This window comes from Maribacter sp. MS6, assembly GCF_056839185.1.
The window spans coordinates 466,841-486,545 of record NZ_CM166389.1 but is presented as its reverse complement, the minus strand read 5'-3'; the positions used below and the strand labels follow the sequence as shown (position 1 = coordinate 486,545).

General features: G+C 39.3%; 8 protein-coding genes. 1 reads left to right on the top strand and 7 read right to left on the bottom strand.

Features of this window, described 5'->3' with window-relative positions:
- Positions 1 to 37: 37 nt before the first annotated feature.
- The 4 genes from MS6x_RS02265 to MS6x_RS02250 form a co-directional block, all read right to left on the bottom strand.
- Complete coding sequence (locus tag MS6x_RS02265; protein WP_482605155.1) at positions 38 to 1,720, bottom strand: aminotransferase class III-fold pyridoxal phosphate-dependent enzyme; 1,683 nt, start codon at positions 1,718 to 1,720, stop codon at positions 38 to 40.
- Complete coding sequence (locus tag MS6x_RS02260; RefSeq protein ID WP_482605154.1) at positions 1,699 to 6,735, bottom strand: amino acid adenylation domain-containing protein; 5,037 nt, start codon at positions 6,733 to 6,735, stop codon at positions 1,699 to 1,701. Before MS6x_RS02260 ends, MS6x_RS02265 begins: the two co-directional genes overlap by 22 nt.
- Before the next feature lie 309 nt (positions 6,736 to 7,044).
- A complete protein-coding gene (locus tag MS6x_RS02255) occupies positions 7,045 to 7,917 on the bottom strand; it encodes a class I SAM-dependent methyltransferase (RefSeq protein WP_482605153.1) in 873 nt (290 codons plus the stop codon).
- Between the two features lie 393 nt (positions 7,918 to 8,310).
- Positions 8,311 to 14,769, bottom strand: a complete 6,459-nt coding sequence (locus MS6x_RS02250; RefSeq protein WP_482605152.1) for an Ig-like domain-containing protein — start codon at positions 14,767 to 14,769, stop codon at positions 8,311 to 8,313.
- Between the two features lie 428 nt (positions 14,770 to 15,197).
- On the opposite strand from MS6x_RS02250, the gene MS6x_RS02245 reads away from it, so the two are divergent.
- Complete coding sequence (locus MS6x_RS02245; protein ID WP_482605151.1) at positions 15,198 to 16,301, top strand: GNAT family N-acetyltransferase; 1,104 nt, start codon at positions 15,198 to 15,200, stop codon at positions 16,299 to 16,301.
- Between the two features lie 184 nt (positions 16,302 to 16,485).
- On the opposite strand, the gene MS6x_RS02240 is transcribed toward MS6x_RS02245, so the two are convergent.
- From MS6x_RS02240 to MS6x_RS02230, 3 genes are all read right to left on the bottom strand, one after another.
- Positions 16,486 to 17,619, bottom strand: coding sequence for a glycosyltransferase family 4 protein (locus tag MS6x_RS02240; protein ID WP_482605150.1), 1,134 nt, complete (start codon positions 17,617 to 17,619; stop codon positions 16,486 to 16,488).
- Positions 17,616 to 18,269, bottom strand: coding sequence for a sugar transferase (locus MS6x_RS02235; protein WP_482607128.1), 654 nt, complete (start codon positions 18,267 to 18,269; stop codon positions 17,616 to 17,618). Before MS6x_RS02235 ends, MS6x_RS02240 begins: the two co-directional genes overlap by 4 nt.
- A 92-nt stretch (positions 18,270 to 18,361) precedes the next feature.
- A complete protein-coding gene (locus MS6x_RS02230; protein WP_482605149.1) occupies positions 18,362 to 19,468 on the bottom strand; it encodes a hypothetical protein in 1,107 nt (368 codons plus the stop codon).
- Between the last annotated feature and the right edge of the window lie 237 nt (positions 19,469 to 19,705).

Below are 19,705 nucleotides of genomic sequence, written 5' to 3'. Positions count from 1 at the left end.
ATGCGTAACGAAATCTTCAGGGAATTAGTATTGCCTTCTATATTTCGATTTTAACATAAGATCCATTTTTTTGCTCATCTACAACGAACCATGCAGGGTTGCCTGACTCATCCAGACCTAAACGTGCCCCTGGCACAGGTGGACTGTTTAAATCTGTTTCTGAAGTCGTATCTGAAACGGCAACGGTATGTACTCCCTCGGACTTTAAAATACCTGCAGCGATGAGTTCATCCATACTATTGGTAAACGCATTGGTAAGTGTATTTATATCCTCTTGTTTAAAAGCACTGGTAATGAAACATGGAAAACCGTCCCAAACGTGAATTCCTTTTTCACGCAACAAAACAAAAAGTAGTTCTGCATATGGTATATCCTCTAACATTTTTAATCGCCATAAGGAGCCAAAATAATTAATCTCCATGGGTAATCCGCGCTTCGAAATTTCCTTATTGAGATTATCCGCAAAACTTTTAGTGAGCTTATTGAGACCACTTTGCAGTGCTTCTCCTTTCTCTTTCATGTGCAGTAGGGATGCTTTTGAAGCCGCAAGTGCAAGTGGGTGTCTTACGAAGGTTCCAGCAAAGTACGTAACACCAATTTCTGGATAGGAGTCATCTCCGTACTCCCAATGCCCACCATCAAGGGCATCCATATAGGTCTTGCTTCCTGCAATTGCCCCAATGGAAATTCCTCCACCAATCACTTTTCCATATGTTGCTAAATCCGCCTTAATTCCGAACAAGGCTTGTGCCCCGCCAGGATGCATTCGGAAACCGGTTATAACTTCATCAAAAATAAAGGCAGTATCCGTTTTTTTTGTTATTTCCCTTATTTCCCTCAGGAATTCGACAGGTTGAAACTCTGGTCTGCGACTTTGAACAGGTTCAACCAGTACTGCGGCAAGTTCATGCGAACGTTCGCGGATAATGTCTAAACTTTCTTGTGTCCCATATTCCAAAATCAATACATTTTGTACAGAATCCTTTAGAATTCCCGCGGAGGCTGGAAACGTCATTAATTTTTTAGACCCCCTTACAAGCCCTTCGTCATTAATTCCATGGTAAGCCCCAGAAAAGCCAACTATAAGATTACGTCCCGTAACGGTTCGTGCAATTCGCATAGCTCCTAATACAGCTTCCGAACCCGTGTTACAAAGAGCCGCACGTTCAAGTCCGGTAAATTCGCAAAGTAATTCGCAGACCTCACCTGCCAAGGGATGCTGTGGTCCAACTTCATAACCATTATCGATTTGTTTTCGTAGCGCTTTGGTGACGAAATCTGGTTGATGTCCGAATAAACTGGAGCCGAAGCCATTTAAGGTATCTATGTACTCATTACCATCGATATCCCATAATCTATTTCCTGATGATTTTTCAACCACGATTGGATATACCAGTTCTTTCGTCAAAGGCTTAAAGCCAGAAACTACTCTTGGATCTGACATATGTGCACGGTGTTTTTGAGTATATGCTTTACTACCGGCTGTTTTTTGGTTGTATGAAACAGTCAGCTTATCCATAAACGATTTTTGTTGCTCCCCAATTTCTGTTGATTGCTTTTCAATCCTGGGAGAAGCACCAAAAGGTTTTTTGAGCTCCTTTATTTCTTCTTCGGAAAGCCCATCCGATAACGAATCTGTATGGGGCTTTATTCTTGGCGATACCGGAGCTGTAGGTGCTGCTGCCGCTACTTGACCTGCTATATTGGTTTCTTCAGCCATAGTAGGAGGGGGGTGCCGCTCCCTTTTAACAATTCTAATTGTCTTCCCAACAATTGAAGTTGCTGTGCAATAAGATCGATGGCCGAACCATTGTTATTGTAAACAGGTAGGTTCGAGGTAGTCGTTTGAACCGGCATGTTATTAGGTAAAGGGCTAGGGGTTGAAGTTTGTGCTATTGTTGCCGTTGGTGCAGGTGCAGTTGCTCCTTGAACTGCAACAGGTTTTGGAGCAAAAAGCTCTGGTGGTAGGGTTTTATCCAAATAGTTTGCCAAAAGATTTGGTGTGCCAAATTCATCATTCAACTGACGAAAAGTAATAGGTGTTTTGAACTCGTTTTTGCATGTAATCGCCATTTGTGTTAGAACAAGCGAATCGAGGCCAAGTTCAAGAAAGCTATAATCGTGCTCAGAAGATTCTAATTCCATTCCCGAGGTATTCATGACGATCTCTGCAATTTTTTCTAGAAGCGTCGTTTTTCTGTCAGGTTGTGTAACTGTATTCATTTGAGTTTGTATAGAAGGATTAATGTTATGTTCAATAGTTGTTTTAATTGGTGCCGAAACGGTTTCGGTGGCCGGAGGATTTATCCAACATGGTTTGCGATCAAATACATAAGATGGTAACCATACTTTTTTACTGATTTGATTTTCATAAAATGAAGTCCAATTAGGGTCAATACCATTGAGCCATAAATCGCCTAAGGCAGATAACACTGTATGATGCGCATTCTGATTTTCCTTTGGAAATGATAAACTTGCTATTGACGCTAAAGATTTTAGACCTTTCTTTTGCATGGATAAGGTTGATAAGGCGCGACCAGGTCCAACTTCTAATAAGACAGGGTCTTCTAAACTTAAAACGGTTTCCATGGCTCCAGAATAATTCACGGCTTCTCGTAAATGATTAGTCCAATACGCAGAACTTGTTGCCTCTGCATCTGTAAGCCATTTGCCAGTTACTGTGGACACGATGGGTAAGCGAGGTACATTTAGCGTTACCTTTTTTACTTCGGCTTCGAAAACATCAAGCACAGGATCCATCATAGTGGAATGAAACGCATGACTTGTTAATAATAACTTATTGGCAATACTTTCTTTATTTAATGTTTCTGCGAAATGCTCAACCTCATTATCTGGTCCGGAAATAACAATTAAGCGATCGGAATTGATAGCAGCAATCGATAGTGTATCTGGAATTAAATGTTTAACATCATCCATAGTGGAGCGTACGGATAGCATACTGCCGCCTGGAAGCTCACTCACTAGTTTACCACGCATAGTAATCAGATGTAAAGCGTCTTCTAAACTAAAGATTCCAGCTAAATGAGCTGCGACAAACTCGCCAATACTGTGACCGCAAAGTAAGGTTGGTTTTATTCCCCAGCTAATCCACAATTGCGAAAGGGCATACTCAATAACAAATAATGCTGGTTGCGTAAATTTAGTATCTTTTAATTTTTCTTCAGCTTCAGTTGCATCGACCCCAGGATATATAATGTCTCTGATATCTAATTTTAAATCAGATTTTAAAAATTCTGCACATTGGTCTACAGCATTTTTAAAGACGGATTCTTCATCATAGAGCGATTTGCCCATTTGCAGATATTGTGAACCTTGTCCTGGAAATAAAAATGCCAATTCACTCGGAACTACCTTTAATTCATTGGTTTTTATGTGCTTATTGTTCTCAGATACTAAAGTTTCTTTGGCTTGAGTTATATTGTCTGCTATAGCAAAACTTCTGTGTGTAAATTCACCTCTGGTGCGACTTAAAGAGTGCGCAATATCGGAAAGAGAAACATCCGAAGTCGGTTCTAAAAACTCGCCTAATAATTTTTGATAACCTACCAAACTATCTTCTGACTTAGCAGACCAGGTTAACAATTGTAGGGGTCGTGCTGACTCTGATGTGATTTTTTTATTTTCATATTCTTCAACCACAATATGAACATTGGTACCACCTACGCCAAAAGAGCTAATTCCGGCTTTTCTTGGGCTTTCAGAATTCCATGTGCTCAATTTATTGTTCACATAAAATGGACTGTTTTCAAAATCAATGGATGGATTTGGGTTTTCAAATCCTAACGATGCTGGAATTTGACGGTTTTTCAACGCTAATATAGTCTTAATAACACCAGCTACTCCAGCTGCACCTGTAAGATGGCCCATATTACTTTTTATCGAGCCAATGGCACAAAACCCATTATCGGCTTGTTCGCCAAATGCCATTTTGAGGCCTTCAATTTCAATTGGATCTCCAACAGGAGTTGCTGTACCATGTGTTTCAATATAACTTATTTCTGAAGGGTCAATCTCGGCATCACGAAATGCTAAAGAAATCGCATCTGCTTGCCCCTCTGTGCTAGGCGCTGTGAAGCTTCCTTTATTTCCACCATCGTTATTTATTCCAATACCTTTGATTATACCATGAATGATATCACCATCACGTTCTGCATCTTCTAAACGTTTCAGTAATATAACACCAGCACCATCACTAAATATAGTGCCTCTAGCGTTTTCGTCAAACGGTCGGCAACGTCCATCAGGACTCATAATCGAGCCATCTTGATATAAATGCCCAATATGAATTGGTGCGGTGACACTTGACCCACCGGCTAAAGCGACATCACATTGCCCGTTTCTAATTGCTTCAACAGCTTGTGCAATAGCAAGTGAAGATGTAGAACAAGCAGAATGTACGCTAACAGCAGGACCTTTAAGGTTTAGTTGGTATGCCGTCCTTGATGCGATATAGTCTTTTTCGTTAATCGTATCGGCAAGAAAGCTGCCTATCCTGTCCATTACTTTTTTATTAGGAAGAATATTGTTTTTGTAATACGTATTCATACCTGTACCAGCATAGACTCCAATTCTTCCATCAAAATGTGATGATAAATGCCCAGCTTGTTCAAGTACTTCCCAAGCAATTTCTAAAAATAAGCGCTGCTGAGGATCCATGGCTTCAGCAATTTTTGGATTCAACCCAAAAAAAGCAGCATCAAATTCCTTCGTGGTCGGTACTATACCTCGAGCAGGAACGTAAAGAGGGTCATTACGAAGAGATTCAGGAATACTTGAATCAAGCTCTTCCGGTGCAAAGAATGAAATCGTTTCCTTTCCATCCCTTAAAACGTCCCAAAGTTCTTGAATGGAGTTTGCTCCAGGAAATCGTCCAGCCATACCAATAACAGCGATTGCAGATGATGATCGGTTTCTTTTTTCTGTTGTATTCTGTTTGACTTTTATGTCTTTCTTTGGCTCTAGATAGATAGATAATTCTGAAATTGAAGGGTATTGATACAGTTTTATAATTGGAATTTCATAATTATAATGTTGTCGCAGAGTCAACACGGATTTTTGGGCTAGGAGTGAAGTACCTCCCATTTCAAAAAAGTTATCTGAGATTCCGATTTTTGGAATTCTTAATAGTTTAGACCAGATTTTCGCTATATTTTTTTGTACTTCAGTATTTGGCTTTTTGTATATCGGCGCTGTACTTGGTCTCTTGTATTCAGGAAGTGGCAACTCTTTTTTATTCACTTTTCCACTGGATGTCTTCGGAAATTCGTCTACCCAAATAAAATATGTAGGTAGCATATATTCTGGTAGGACTTCGCTTACTTGCTGTCTGAAATCAGGACTATCCTGAGTGCCATCATTAGATTGCAGATAAGCAATTAATTGTGCTTGATCTGATACATGAGTACTCGCAACAACCACTGCTTGAGTAATACCTGGTAGCTTATTAAGTACTATTTCTACTTCTCCAAGTTCTATTCTATGACCGCTAATTTTTACTTGTTCATCTTCACGACCAAGGAATTCTATATTTCCGTCAGGTAAGTAGCGTGCTATATCACCTGTACGATACATTCTAATGTCATTGGAATCTGGAAGTTTTAAAGTTGAAAACTTTTCCTTTGTTAGAACGTCGTTCCCTAAGTATCCTTCTGCGAGACAGTCACCCGTGATACAGAGTTCACCAGTTTCACCAGATGGGACTATTTGCTGGTTCTTATCCAAAATGTATATAGCGGTATTGTTAATAGGTTTTCCAATGTTGGGAAGGGCAGGCCATTGTTCTGGATCACCTTCTAATTTTAATTCGGTGACTACATGACATTCCGTGGGACCATATTGGTTATATAATTTACAGTTATTAAGGGCTGTAAAAAACGTTTTTACTTGAGAGGTGATTTTTAGTTGTTCACCAGCAGTCATAATTTCTTTCAAACTGGACGGAAAGAGGTTGATACTTACGGCTGCTTCCGAAAGCGCTTGCAACGCTACAAAAGGAAGAAAAAGTCGGTTTATAGAATGATCTTCAATCAATGTTATCAGCGAGACCATATCTAATCGTTGTTCTTCATTTATCAGTACAAGAGTACCACCATTGCTTAGTGTTGCCATGATTTCTTGGAAGGATACATCAAAACTTAAGGGTGCAAATTGTAAAGTTCGTGAGTTGTTTTTACTGATTGAATTTTCGTTCTGCCAGTTGATTAGGTTTAACATGGCCTTTTCTCCCATACAAACACCCTTAGGTTCCCCTGTGGAGCCGGAGGTATATAAGACATAAGTAGCTAAATTACTCGTGTTTGAAGCGGTTCCTATATAATGCTTAGCTGCTTTACTATCATTAATTTCAATTGGCGTAAGGCCATTTGCCAGTACATTTTTCTTGTCCACCTCCGCAGTTAGACAGTAGGACAGACCAGAATTGCTAATCATACTATCCAGTCTTTTTTTCGGATATCCAAAATCGATTGGTAAATAGGCTTTACCAGATTTTAAAACTGCCAGTACAAAGATGATTTGCTCAATAGATCGTGTCGTTGGGAGCCCAATGAAATCTTCATTCTTCGCAATATTTAGTATAGTATTGCAGACTTTAGAAATCTGCTCTTGTGCTTCTTTATAACTTAGCTTTTGGTTTTCTGAAATTATACAGTCAGCATTTGGATATAGTTTAGCTGATTTTTCAAAAAGGAGGTAAAGCTTGTTTGGGTTACTCATTTTGTTGTAATTTATATCACTTCGAACTCAATTATATTAAGCGGTAGTACAATACTTATCCTAGCTTAGAAACGGTTTCGAATAGTTTTTAGTATTATCCCTCATCCTTAAGATTTACTCGATTTTCGTTACTTTCAAATAGTTTGGAATAAACTGATTATAAATCAATTAAAAGTACTTTTAATAAGAAAGGTAAATAAAAAAAGAAATTAACTAATGAAAATCAGATAAGTTGTTTTTTTTATCGATTAAAACCTTTACTACCGTGGTTACAATTATTTTGTTTTTGGTTGGAGCGATTATAGTTGCTTAGGATTTTGCTTCACTTTTAGCACCAATAAAGGTCTGCATATCTTTGCCTCCTAGCCAAGGTTGTTGCGAAAAATGCCATAAATTGAATCCAGCATTCTTAAATAGATGGGGGTAATTATGAGAAAAGGATGGTTCATTTCCATAAAGTTGGGAGTTTAACGTTATTTCAAAATCGTGATCCCCTCCATTTGGCTCAATTGCTACAAAAAATGTATTTCCCAATCCGTTTATTTCCTTTAAGAACTCTTGTAAACGAGCCTCCAGAAAGTATTCTAGAACACCTCTGGAAGAAACGAATATAGTATTACTTTTACCGTGTTCTTGAACCCAATCATAAGCATCTGCGGCTACAAATTTCAGTTTTTGGTTCGTTTGGAATTTTGTTCTGTTTAAATCAATTTGATCTTCGCTTAGGTCTATCCCTACAAAACGATCAATATTCGGAAATTCATCACTTAAATAATTTAGGACATCACCGTTTCCTGTACCTATCTCTACTAACGTTGTAAATTTTTCCGGACTATCGGATAATTCTTTTTTGAGTTTATCGAAGATAAAAGTACAATTAGGAAGAAAGTCCTTTTCAAAGCCGTCCTCTGTTTCGGAAAATAATTCAGTTGCGGATTTGTTAAGCCAGAAATTCCTATTTGCCTCACGTATGGCCTCATAATCTTCAATTTTATCGAGCTTGGTTACCAAGGCAGCGCGCATTAACCGCTCCGATATGGTCATACTATTTTTATTTTTATGGATTAGCGTTATTCTATCCTTTGCAAGTTTTTTTGCTTTTTTTGGTTGTAGAAAGACCAAGAAATTGCCTACCGTGGCTGCTAGAAACCGGTATAAAATGGATATTAGTTTACTTTTCATAAATAGTATTAGTTTAAGGTCAATCTCATAAACCTCTTAATTATTAAAATAAAGTTGGTTATTGTCTCTAATCAAACCATTATTTATTTGAATTAAAATGTCACACTAATCCAAAGTTAAATATGAAATTGAATACTCTTCAACTTTTGAAAGTTTATTCTTTAAATCGTTGTAAAACTGGGTTAAAGAACTTTGAATTTTAGTTCATAATACCTAAATAATGGTCTGATAATAAAATAGTTGAATTTTATTATATACTTATAACCGCCAAACCTAAGTTCTGTTTTGAACAATTTCGATTACAAATCGCATAAATAAAATCGTGAAACGGCGTTATTTATAAATGCAAAACTTGGCGCTGAATATTAACGTCTGCTAATCATAAAATAGATGCTATTTTAGTATCAATTTTTTTCTATAAACCTTTTTGTTGAAGTTTCTTAGTTCTAGCATGTATATACCCGTAGGTAATCTCTGTTCTAGCTGAATATCATAATATATCAGATTTGAATTATTCAAAAACTGGGAAGTGTATACTAATTTTCCATTTATGCTGTATAGTTTAATTGTGACTTCACCATCCCATAGGGAACTTGGTAATTGAAGGGTTACAACTCTTGACTCATCTACTGGGTTCGGCGCAAAAGAAAAGACATCTTTTTGCAGATAATCATGGTTTGGGTTTAATCGTGCGGAAAGGGTTACATTCTCTAAAACTTCAGGTTCACAGCCAACCAGTTCCACTTCCGATAATTGGGTCATATCTACATCTTCGTCGTTCTTTGTAATTTCCAATCTATAGGTGGTGTAATTACCCGGCGCAGAAAGATCAAAGGTCCTAGTTTGGTAGCGTAATGAGAATGCTTGATTACTCCATTTCCCTACTTCGGTAAAAGCCCCTCCATTGGATGCCATTAGTCGAAAGTCTTTCGGGTCACGCCCATAGTCGTCGTTAGCGCTAGTAATTGTAATGGACTCTACACGCTTAGGGGTTTCCAAGGTTATCTGTATCCAGCTAGGGTCGGTCGTTGTGGGTATGCCACCGCTATCCAGCCATTTACTATGGTTCCCTTGGACACGCCGATTGTCAAAGGCCTTGAATCTATCTTCTGCGGGTATAAAATCATTTCGTGAAGTAATCGTTCCACTGCCTATTGGTTCGGATACATCAGATAGGATACCGCTGCAGCTACCGTCGCTGATCGATTCTTGTTCCACCGTAATTAGCGAGGTTGCACTAAAATTCCCATTGTTAGTGCTTACCCTAATTGATGTGCTTCCTGTTGCTAAAGCGGTTATGTTTCCATTAGCATCTATATTGGCTACGCTTTGGTCCTCACTAGCCCAACTAAGGGTTCTATCCGAAGCATTTGAAGGTAACACGGTTGCTGTTAACTGTATTGTAGCCCCTACTGTCATTTGGAGTGATTCTGGTTCCAATTGCACACTTGTAACTGGAACGGTTTCAACAACTGTCCCAACTTCGCATCCTAATAATTCAATTTCCGCCAGTTGTGTTAGTTCAACACCCTCGTCGTTTTTGGTAACTTCCAATCTGTATATAGTGAAAGTTCCCGGAGCAGAAAGTTCAAAAGTTCTAGTTTGGTATCGCGATGTGAATTCTTGGTTGCTCCAACTTCCTACCTGATTAAAAGTTCCTCCATTTGATGCCATTAGCCTAAAGTCCTTTGGATCACGCCCATAGTCGTCGTTAGCACTGGTAATTGTTATGGCTTCTATGCGTTTTGGCTCCCCTAAATCTATCTGTATCCAACTGGGGTTTGCCAATGTGGGTATTCCGGCGCTATCTAACCATTTGCTATGGTCTCCACGGATACGCCTATTGTCAAATGCCTTGAATCTATCCTCAGCAGGTATAAAGTCATTTCGTGAGGTTATAGTTCCACTGCCCACAGGATTTGTCATGTCTATGCGTGTCCCGTTACAGCTATCCATGCCGATAGTCGGTTCCTTAACAATAACGGAGGTAGCTGCTGTAAATCCTCCATCATCGCTAGTTATGGTAATAAGTGTATTTCCGCTTCCTTGAGCGGTAACATTCCCATTACTGTCAACGGTGGCGACCGCGGTGTCACCGCTAGCCCAACGTATCGCTTTGTTGGTAGCATTTTCTGGTTGGATGGTTGCTACAAGTTCTATTACCGCGCCGATTTCCATTTCCAGTAGAGTAGTGGTAATGTTCACATCGGTAACAGGAACATCTGTTATTTCCAATTCGTTAACAGTAACGGAGGTATTTGCGGTAAACCCTCCATCATTGCTTATTACAGTTATTGTAGTATTTCCAATTCCTCGGGCAGTAATAGTTCCATCGTTGCTTACTGTTGCAATAGCGGTATCCTCGCTAACCCAACGTACTGCCCTATCAGTGGCATCGTTTGGAACAACGGTCGCTGTAAGTTCAGCAATGTCTCCAATTTCCATTTCTAAGGATGCCGCTGAGGTGGTAATGCTCGTTACTTCAACAATATCCAATAGTTGCGGTTCACATCCTAATAATTCTAATTCTGCCAATTGGGTTAAATCAACATCTTCGTCATTCCTGGTAATTTCTAGTCGGTATGTAGTATATGTTCCCGGGGAGGAGAGTTCAAAACTTTTGGTTTGGTATCGTGATGTGAATTCTTCACCGTTCCAACTTCCGACCTGTGTAAACGCGCCGCCATTAGATGCCATTAATCTGAAGTCTTTCGGATCACGACCGTAGTCATCGTTTGCACTGGTAATCGTAATGGTCTCTACACGCTTTGGCGTTTCTAGTTCCAATTGGATCCAACTAGGGTTTGCTATAGTAGGTATTCCTGCGCCATCCAGCCATTTGCTATGGTCTCCACGGATAAGCCTATTGTCAAATGCCTTGAATCTGTCCTCGGCGGGGACGAAGTCGTCTCGAGAAGTAATGGACCCACTGCCTACTGGCTCCGAGACATCCGTTAAGCTACCGGTACAGTTACCATCGTTAATCACTTCCTGTTCCACGGTAACCAAAGTTGTTGCGGTATAGTTTCCGTCGTTGGTAGTTACAGTAATTACCGTATTTCCAGCTCCTTGTGCTGTTAGATTGCCCGTATCGTCTACCGTTGCGATGGAAGTATCTCCGCTAGTCCAGTTAAGGGTCTTGTCGGTAGCATTGCTGGGTGCTATGGTTGCGGTTAATTGTACTGTATACCCCATTATCATGTCTAGCGACATGGGTTCCAGTTGCACATCCGTAACCTGAACAGTTCCTGTGCTCTCCGCCTCGCATCCCAATAACTCTATTTCTGCCAACTGTGTGAGGTCGACCCCCTCATCGTTCCGGGTAATCTCCAATCTGTACGTTGTATAGGTGCCCGGTACCGAAAGGTCGAAGGTCCTGGTCTGGTATCGCGAGGAGAAGGTTTCGTTGCTCCAGGTTCCCACCTCGGTATAGGGTCCCCCGTTGGATGCCATAAGCCTGAAGTCCTTTGGATCTCTGCCATAGTCGTCGTTGGCACTTGTAATTGTTATGCCCTCTACCCGTTTGGGCGCTCCTAGGTCTATCTGTATCCAGCTCGGTTCTGCCGCGGAGGGTATTCCACCTCCATCGAGCCATTTGCTATGGTCGCCGAGTATGCGTTTGTTGTCAAAGGCTTTGAACCTATCTTCTGCGGGTATGAAATCGTTTCTCGCGGTGATGGTTCCACTTCCAACCGGCTCCGATACATCGGTCAGGGTTCCGTTACAAGTATTACCGTCATTATCCAGATTCTCTCCGGAAACCGTTACCGAAAATCCTTCATATAATATATCGCTGCGGGAATCATCAACTCGAATAGTGATGGTATACAATTGGGTGCCATCATTCTCCTCATCGTCGGCACCTGTTACCGTCACGTTTTGGGGGGTGTTCCAATTGGAGGCGGTAAAAGTAAGTTCCGATTCGGATAGACTGTATTCATCCGTATTGTCAGTACCGGATAATAGTATGATTACATCTTCTGCCGGAGCTGATTTTAAAGATATTTCTAAGTTGGCTGTATCTTCGTTCTCGGAGGTAGAAATTGAGGTAGTTTGTATCGCTATACCGATGTCTGCTTGTTGTCCAATAGAAAGAAATTCCCAACGTGTGGCATTACCGGTATCGTCTAAAACCGCTACGTTCCCATCAGGTCCTTCTCCTAGATAATAGCCCGAAAGTTTGCTTACAACATAAAAGGAATTCTCCCCCGCAGCTATAAGTTCCCATAGTTGTGCGTCGGTACCATTTCCTAGATAATGCCAGACATTTGTACCTGCTGTAGTACCGCCCAACTCCACATCAATATATTTATCGCTATGTAGGGCCCGAAACTGATAGTAACCATTTCCGACTGCTTCCAAAGTAAAATGCTGATTATCCAATATGTCGTAAGTTCCGACCGCAACATTTAAACGGTCGGCCAGGCCTGCGCTAGGTATTTGTAAGGTTCCGCCGCTAGCCTTGTTCACTATTCGGTATTCACCAGGATTCGGAGGTGGTTGTGGAGCGTTTAATTGATTGATCCATTCTGCAATTAATTGCACGCCATCATCGTCAATTTTGTTTTTTGCAATAGGAGGCATCGCAATAGTTTGATCAATAGAGTTCATTCTATGGTAAAGTATGGACTTTGATGCGTCGTTAGGAACAACAATCTGTTCACCATCAATACCTAATGGTGTATTAATACCTGCGTTAAGCAGACCAGTTTGGGCCAAGCTCTGGAAGAGTTGTAAATCAAATTGCGCCCGTTCACCTGTTGCCCCTGGTCTATGGCAATAGGCACAATTCAAATCTAAGTATGACCTAGCCTTTTCATCTAAACTTGCCGTTGCATCGTTGATGGCCTTATGGGTTTGGTATTCCTGAGTTTTAGGTTTGTCAATGATTTCATTAAGGATACCTAGGTGGCTTAAAGTGACCAATTGGTTTGCGGTAACCCCAGATTGTTTATAGGTCAATTCAGAATTTATATAACGCGTTCTGGGTCCTAATGTGCCGCCAGTAGCTGGATTGTGGCATGAAATACAATCTGCGTTCGAAGGATAGGACCATGTTTGGTATGCCGTACTTCCATCGGACTGGGTTATTGCAATAGCTTCTTCCATACCAGTTTCCAATAGAAAAGCATCCGTTTCGGACTCGTTCCATTTGTAGGTTGCAAAATAGAAGGATTCGTTGCTTGCCTTGATAGAAAATCTAGTTTCCAGTTTTTTTGTAATTGTAGGATTGTTCTCGTCAATAGGAAGTTCAAAGTGCTTTATCAAAACCGCACCTATAGGAAAATCCCAATCTCCGTTTTCTGAAAAAGAAATCTGCTCTTCTGGCGTATTGTGGCTACCATTGTTGGGTATGGCCATCCATCTTTGTTTTTCCGCACCATCCGACCAAAACGATTCTATAAGTTCGTAAGGAATTAATCCTTGAGCCGGTTCCATATTTTGTAGGTTTTCAAATGCCCCGGTTTCGGTTAAACTTAGGGGCATTGACCCTAGGAATTCTCCACTTTCTGTTAATTGGTACAAGGGAACATTATCCCCTTGACTCAAAAGATATAGTTCACCATCGTTATCCTCCCCAAAAGATATAATATCCGTGGGGGAAAATTGTGTAATGACCTCATAGGTTCCAGTGGCGATATCTACGGCCCAGATTTCTTCCCCAACCCCATAATCTGCACATATATATTTCCCGTAGTAGCTAGGCATAGAGGTGCCTCTGTATACGTAGCCACCAATTACCGCGTTCGCATCCGATCTGGGAAAAACTGTCAACGGGCCTTCATGAGGCATTCCTTCTAACATATCTGTACATCCCGTGCCCCTAAAATAGTTGCCTTCATAAACGGGCCATCCATAATTACCACCTTTCTTTAGTACATTAATTTCTTCGTGCCGTGATTCGCCTACTTCCCCTACATAAAAATCACCTGTTAATTTATCTTTAGTCATTCTATGGGGATTTCTATGACCAATAGTATAGTATTCTTCAAAGCGACTTCCATCTCCACTCAAAAAAGGATTGTCGTTTGGTATCCAATAGCCTTCTCCAGAGATTTCGTCTGGAAAACGACCATTAACGTTTAATTTTTTTATAGGGGTATGACTTCTACTAGGATTTTGATCTACATCTAATCGAAGTACACCTCCATCTAAATTCGTTTGTATATTTTGAGGTTTCGCATAGGCAGATTGATCTCCTGTTGCCAAATAAAGAAATCCGTCGTTCCCAAAAGTGAGGCCTCCACCTCTGTGAGTAGAACTGAACATCCGCATTTTTAACATGGTTAAGTCTTCCGCAGCCTCTACCGTAAGTGTGGTTGGGTCAACACTGATTCTTTTTAGTATGAGAAAACTTCCCCAGTAATCTTCTCGATTACAACCGAAGCCTGAAACGAAGCTATCAGGGTAGTCTGCGCCTTCGCTATTCTTTGTGGTGTAATAAATATAAAAGTAATTCTTACCGTTTTGTCCAAATTCTGGATGGACGGCCAAACCAAGAAATCCACCATCCCATACCATCCCAACTTGGTCGGACATGTCTAGAAAAAGATTCTTTTGTGTAACACTATCGTTATTGTCAAACCAATACAGGGTTCCGTCACGTTGGCCAACCACTACAGTATTACTGTTGGGAATACTTGAGAACGTTAAAGGTGAATTAAAGGTAAGGTTCGGAAATGCAATTTTATACTCTTGGTTAGTTGGGGAAATATCTGGAAAATTACCATTTAAAAAGGGCTGAACGGCCTCTGGGACCGTTAACCCAGGTTCATCTGGCAAAAGTTTAAAACTGTAATAAAGACTTATGCCTAGTACTAATAGTATAATCCCCGCGGTACTTTTTTTCATCGTAGCAAATTTAGTTTTGAATCGGGGACGGGGTAAAATTATACTAAATTTATGTTAAAAACAATAATTGTAAAGTGAACTGTTACCATTGAAGCATATTACTAATTTCAAAGACAGGGTTTATTACGAAATGAATCGTTACGTTATTTATGCCTTTCTTACTTTTGTTTTATCGAAGAAATACGCGGGTAGTATGTTGAATTTAATATTTGAACCATTAAACTAGTTTTTTGATTATAAAGGGTAGTATACCGCGTATTAAATGATCAGAAGGCATTCTGTACGTACAGTCTTTAGAAAGCAACCAATGTTATATGCTTATACATTTAAGATATGCTAGGATATATGGTGTTTAAAAAAATTGTTTATCCTATTGGAAAAACAATTCTTTTGATTTATTGACGTTCTATTTTACAAACAATTAAAGCATGCAGTCTACGGAGACTTTTACATTACAAAGTTATCTTTTTGAAAAAGGAGAAACTATAGAGTTATATAAAAATGCATTGCAGGAAGTGGGTTGCGATAGCGCCTATTACTGTTATGAACTTTTGTCTAGTGTACAAACGGATCAACAACGATTACATTTTTTTGTTTTTACATCTTCGGATAATCAGGTTATCGCGGTAATGCCATTTTTACTTAGAACCATAATGCTCAACAACAAGGATACCGGATTTTATGATGTTAGCAGTCCCTGGGGTTATAATGGACCTTTTTTTAAAGAAGGTAGCTCAGAAGTTTTAGTTAAGGAGTTTTGGAACGTTGTAGACCACTGGTATCTTGAAAACAAGGTAGTTTCGGAATTTTTGAGATTTAATTTCTTTGAAAACTATAAAGGCTACTCCGGTGAAGTAGTACATACATTATTTAATGTAAAAGGCGATATTACAGATTGGGAGCGCTTTTGGTCTAATCTTAAATCGAATACCAGAAATCAATTTCGTAAAGCGGAGAAGACTGGTTTAGAGTTTAGACTCTTTTATGAGGATATAACCCAAAAGCAAGTTGAAGATTTTTATAAGGTGTATATAGGCACTATGGATCGGAGGGATGCCATAGATTCATTCTATCATCCCTTGGAATACTTTGTAGAATTTTGGCGTAACAATGAGCGCAAATGCGCCATAGGTTTAGTGTATAAGGACGGACTTCCTATTTCCACCGAACTTTTCTTAATTTCGGAAAAGACAATGTACTCCTTTTTAGGAGGTACGGATTCAGATTATTTTAAGCTTCGGCCTAATGAATATTTAAAAATAAGTGCTGTCAAATGGGCAAACGAAAAGGGATTGCGCTACTACATGATTGGAGGAGGCCTTTCCAACGGCAAAGAGGACAAATTGTATCTCTATAAAAAGAAGTATTTTCCTTTTGATGATGACATCGATTTTTATACTGGAAGAAAAATACTAATGCCAAAGAAATATCAAGAGTTTTCAGAGATTTCTGGTCAAGAGTGTAACAATTCTAATGATGAGAATATTACCATGGGATTTTTTCCTAAATACAGAGCTCCAAAGGTAGACTAGCGTATAATTTCCTTGGATATAAAAAATAAATCCCAGGTCAATGGCAGCGTATACATGGTATTTAACGTCAAAAACTTTTCCAACCCCTTAATTTATCGTTTTTGATTAAGCAGTTGACTTGAAGTATCTTTTTAAAATGTAACCAGCTAACGAAGGTTTTTAAGGTATTGCGCGATACAATCTATTACATCTGCGTCAGTTCTTCATAAACCAAAATCGTATTGTCAATCATTTGCTTGTTGGTAAAATTTGCAAGGGCTTTTTCCTTGCCTCTTTTTCCCAATTGCAGTCGTAAAGATTCGTCCGTAAGCACTTCTTCCAATTGTGCTCCCAACTGTTCAGCATTTTCCATCTGGAATATCATACCGTTAATACCATGATCAATTTGGTCATAAGCGCCATTGGAATCGGCACGTATGGTACAGCAACCACTCATCATCGCTTCTACCGCTACCAGACCAAAAGTATCTGATCTGGATGGTAATACAAAAACATCGAAAAGCTGGTAGAAAGGTTTGGGGTCTTGAAAGGGAAGTACCGTAATCAAATGTTCCAATTGTTGTTCCTCTAACATACCTGACAACCATTTTTCTTTATCCTTGTTAAGATAGTCACCTACAAGGACAATATGTATTTTTTCTCTTGTTGCTTTAGTTAAGTATTTACCAATTGCTTCTACCAAAATATCGGTTCCCTTCATTTCGGAAATTCTTCCTACAAACCCGATGATTATTTTATCGATTGGGATTGCGTTTGTCCTTTTTAATATTTCTAATTTGTTTTTAGGTATAACCGACGCGAACCGATCGGAGATTCCATGATATACCATGCGAATACTTTCTGGGGGAGAACCCATAACTCTTTCGGTAAACTCTTTTGAACCTTCACTTACTGCTATTAACAAGGTAGGATGTTTATACCTGCTATTAGGTCTAATGGTGTCTGCATGTACCGTAGATACATAGTTTCTACCCATCATCCACGGTATAAAAGTTAGGTTGGGGGAGTGACAATGAATCACCTCAGGGTTTAGTTTCCGAAGTACATTTCCTATTTTAAATAAGCTCTGTAACGACATACTAATTTTATTCAAGACATGACCTGATGGTTCCTTAAAATAATGAAGTTGAATACCTAAGGACGTGAAAGCTGTTTTTAATTCTTTAAAAAAAGTAGTATCCGTAGTGGCTCCGGTTTTAAAACCGCTAGTCACGATATGCAGTTCGTGTCCTTTGTTAACCAAGCCTTTAGCTAGCTCTAATATATTGGTAGAAAGCCCGTCCTGACCAAAACGCATCACTACAAAAACAACTTTCATAAACAAAGTTCTTTGATATGGGCAAAGGCCTCTTTGTTCTTGCGCTCATCATCAAGGGCGAGCATTTCTTTGTTCCCAACTGGATCAACATCGATGCCCTCTGAGGTAAATATTTTTTTAACGGTTAATAGTATAATTTTTAGGTCAAGCGCAAAACTCATATGCTCTAAATATTCAACATCTTTGGCAAATTTCTTTTCCCAAGTAATAAAATTTCGTCCGGATATTTGTGCCAATCCTGTGATGCCTGGTCGTATCAAAAACCGTTTTCTTTCCTCATCTGTGTAGTAAGGCAAATAACGTATCAATAAAGGTCTTGGACCAATTAAACTCATCTCTCCTTTAAGTACGTTTATCAGTTGTGGTAATTCGTCAATCGATGTTTTACGTATAAAAATTCCCATCGGAGTTAAACGTTCCGTATCTGGTAAAAGATTGCCTTCCGCATCTGTTTTACTGCTCATGGTTTTTAACTTTAGAACAGAAAAAATTTTCTCATGCCTACCGGGACGTTTTTGAGTAAAAAACGGACTTTCTTTGAAGCTAATCGTAAGCACGATTATGGTAATCAAAAGTAACGGCGATAGCACTAACAGGCCAATTAGTGCCAAAACAAATTCTAAAGGTCTTTTGAAAAAGCGTTTGTATATCATTGGGGGGTATATTATAGTCACTATACATGTGAACGACTGAGTTTACCCGTTAGTATATAATGTGTTCAACTAAATCAGGATTAAGGTGTTTATTTGTATAAGTTTTTAAGTGGTCGCATTTCTTCAATAGTTTCCGATTTTGTATTTGGAGAACTCCACTGGTTAATTATGCGCACAAGATAGTCCATATCTGCTTTATTGTACCTAAAGTCCACATGAATATTAAGTAAATGCTTATACGTCTGGCTCATTTTATTATGCGGCCAAAGTTCGGCCGGGTAGATAGCGTTGGCGATCAAGTACTTTTTAAAGCTGCTAAGTATGTCCATATCCTTGAATACCAACAGTAGCCCAAATGGAATCGGGTTTTCACGAAATACTACTTTAAATTTATTGGAATCCTTGAGGCTTTTCGTTATCAATCCTAAGTTTTTCTTTTTGTACGAGTTAAAATCTTTGAAAAGATAGTTCCGTATTACCGTTTCATGTGATTTTTTAACCTCAAAAATTTCCTGGGTAGTTCTAAGTATCGTTTCCCCAATCCCATAAAGACTTAAAAATTCTGACTTCTCCTTTGGGTCTATACATGAGGCTTTTTTTGCCATTGCGGTTTCAATCAAGTTCCACGACTCGATCATTGGATAGGTTTCGGCACCGGTATGCTTTATAGGAAGTAAGGGAATCTGGCAAATTCCTTTCTTGGGTTTCCATGCAATACCTGACAAAGGTATAGGCAATGTCTTACGTAAGGAGGCTATACAAAAATCTGCCTTACTAGTCAAGCAGCCAAGAGAAAGCCATCCATGGGAATGATCCTCAATGACTAAAGGACGAGCACCATTAGGAATATCGTTTACCTTGAGTCCCCAATAATTATTGAGTAGCACTACGTCCGATGTTGAAAACTGTTTCCAATCAACATCGGCTTCTGTGTCAAAGGGGTCTATGTTGTAATATTTTATACTAATATTTCTTTGTTCTAACCAATTCTTAACATAGGGACAATAGTAGTTGGGCACCCATAAGGTTTCTATAGTACGGGTTAGCATAATACAATCTATGACGTGTTTAATGGCATAACGCCCAGCATAGAATAGCGTATGTGTTCCTAGGAAAGAAGTGTCGGATATTTCCGGTAAGTGGGTGATATCTACCTTATGGAAAATTGATCCATAGCCTATTACGCTTTTTTGCATAGGTCAAAGTAATCAAAAACTTTTCAGATTTGTTTTTCTATTCGAAGAAACTCTAAAATCTTGGATGAAGGGTTAGTTGTTTGATAAGTTAAAGCTAATACTTTTTAAGGCCGATAGGTAGTCCGTCATCTCATAATTCTGTGAATATTACTATTCCTTAATTATGGTTAAGCCGTAATGGTTCTTAAAAAACTGATTTTCAGGGTAATTCTAAAGGTATAGGATGAAAAGTTTTCG

What these genes read in the sequence shown, in the direction of transcription:
- MS6x_RS02265 (WP_482605155.1), bottom strand. Translation starts at nt 1,720, where the DNA reads ATGGCTGAAGAAACCAATATAGCAGGTCAAGTAGCGGCAGCAGCACCT.
- MS6x_RS02260 (WP_482605154.1), bottom strand. Translation starts at nt 6,735, where the DNA reads ATGAGTAACCCAAACAAGCTTTACCTCCTTTTTGAAAAATCAGCTAAA.
- MS6x_RS02255 (WP_482605153.1), bottom strand. Translation starts at nt 7,917, where the DNA reads ATGAAAAGTAAACTAATATCCATTTTATACCGGTTTCTAGCAGCCACG.
- MS6x_RS02250 (WP_482605152.1), bottom strand. Translation starts at nt 14,769, where the DNA reads ATGAAAAAAAGTACCGCGGGGATTATACTATTAGTACTAGGCATAAGT.
- MS6x_RS02245 (WP_482605151.1), top strand. Translation starts at nt 15,198, where the DNA reads ATGCAGTCTACGGAGACTTTTACATTACAAAGTTATCTTTTTGAAAAA.
- MS6x_RS02240 (WP_482605150.1), bottom strand. Translation starts at nt 17,619, where the DNA reads ATGAAAGTTGTTTTTGTAGTGATGCGTTTTGGTCAGGACGGGCTTTCT.
- MS6x_RS02230 (WP_482605149.1), bottom strand. Translation starts at nt 19,468, where the DNA reads ATGCAAAAAAGCGTAATAGGCTATGGATCAATTTTCCATAAGGTAGAT.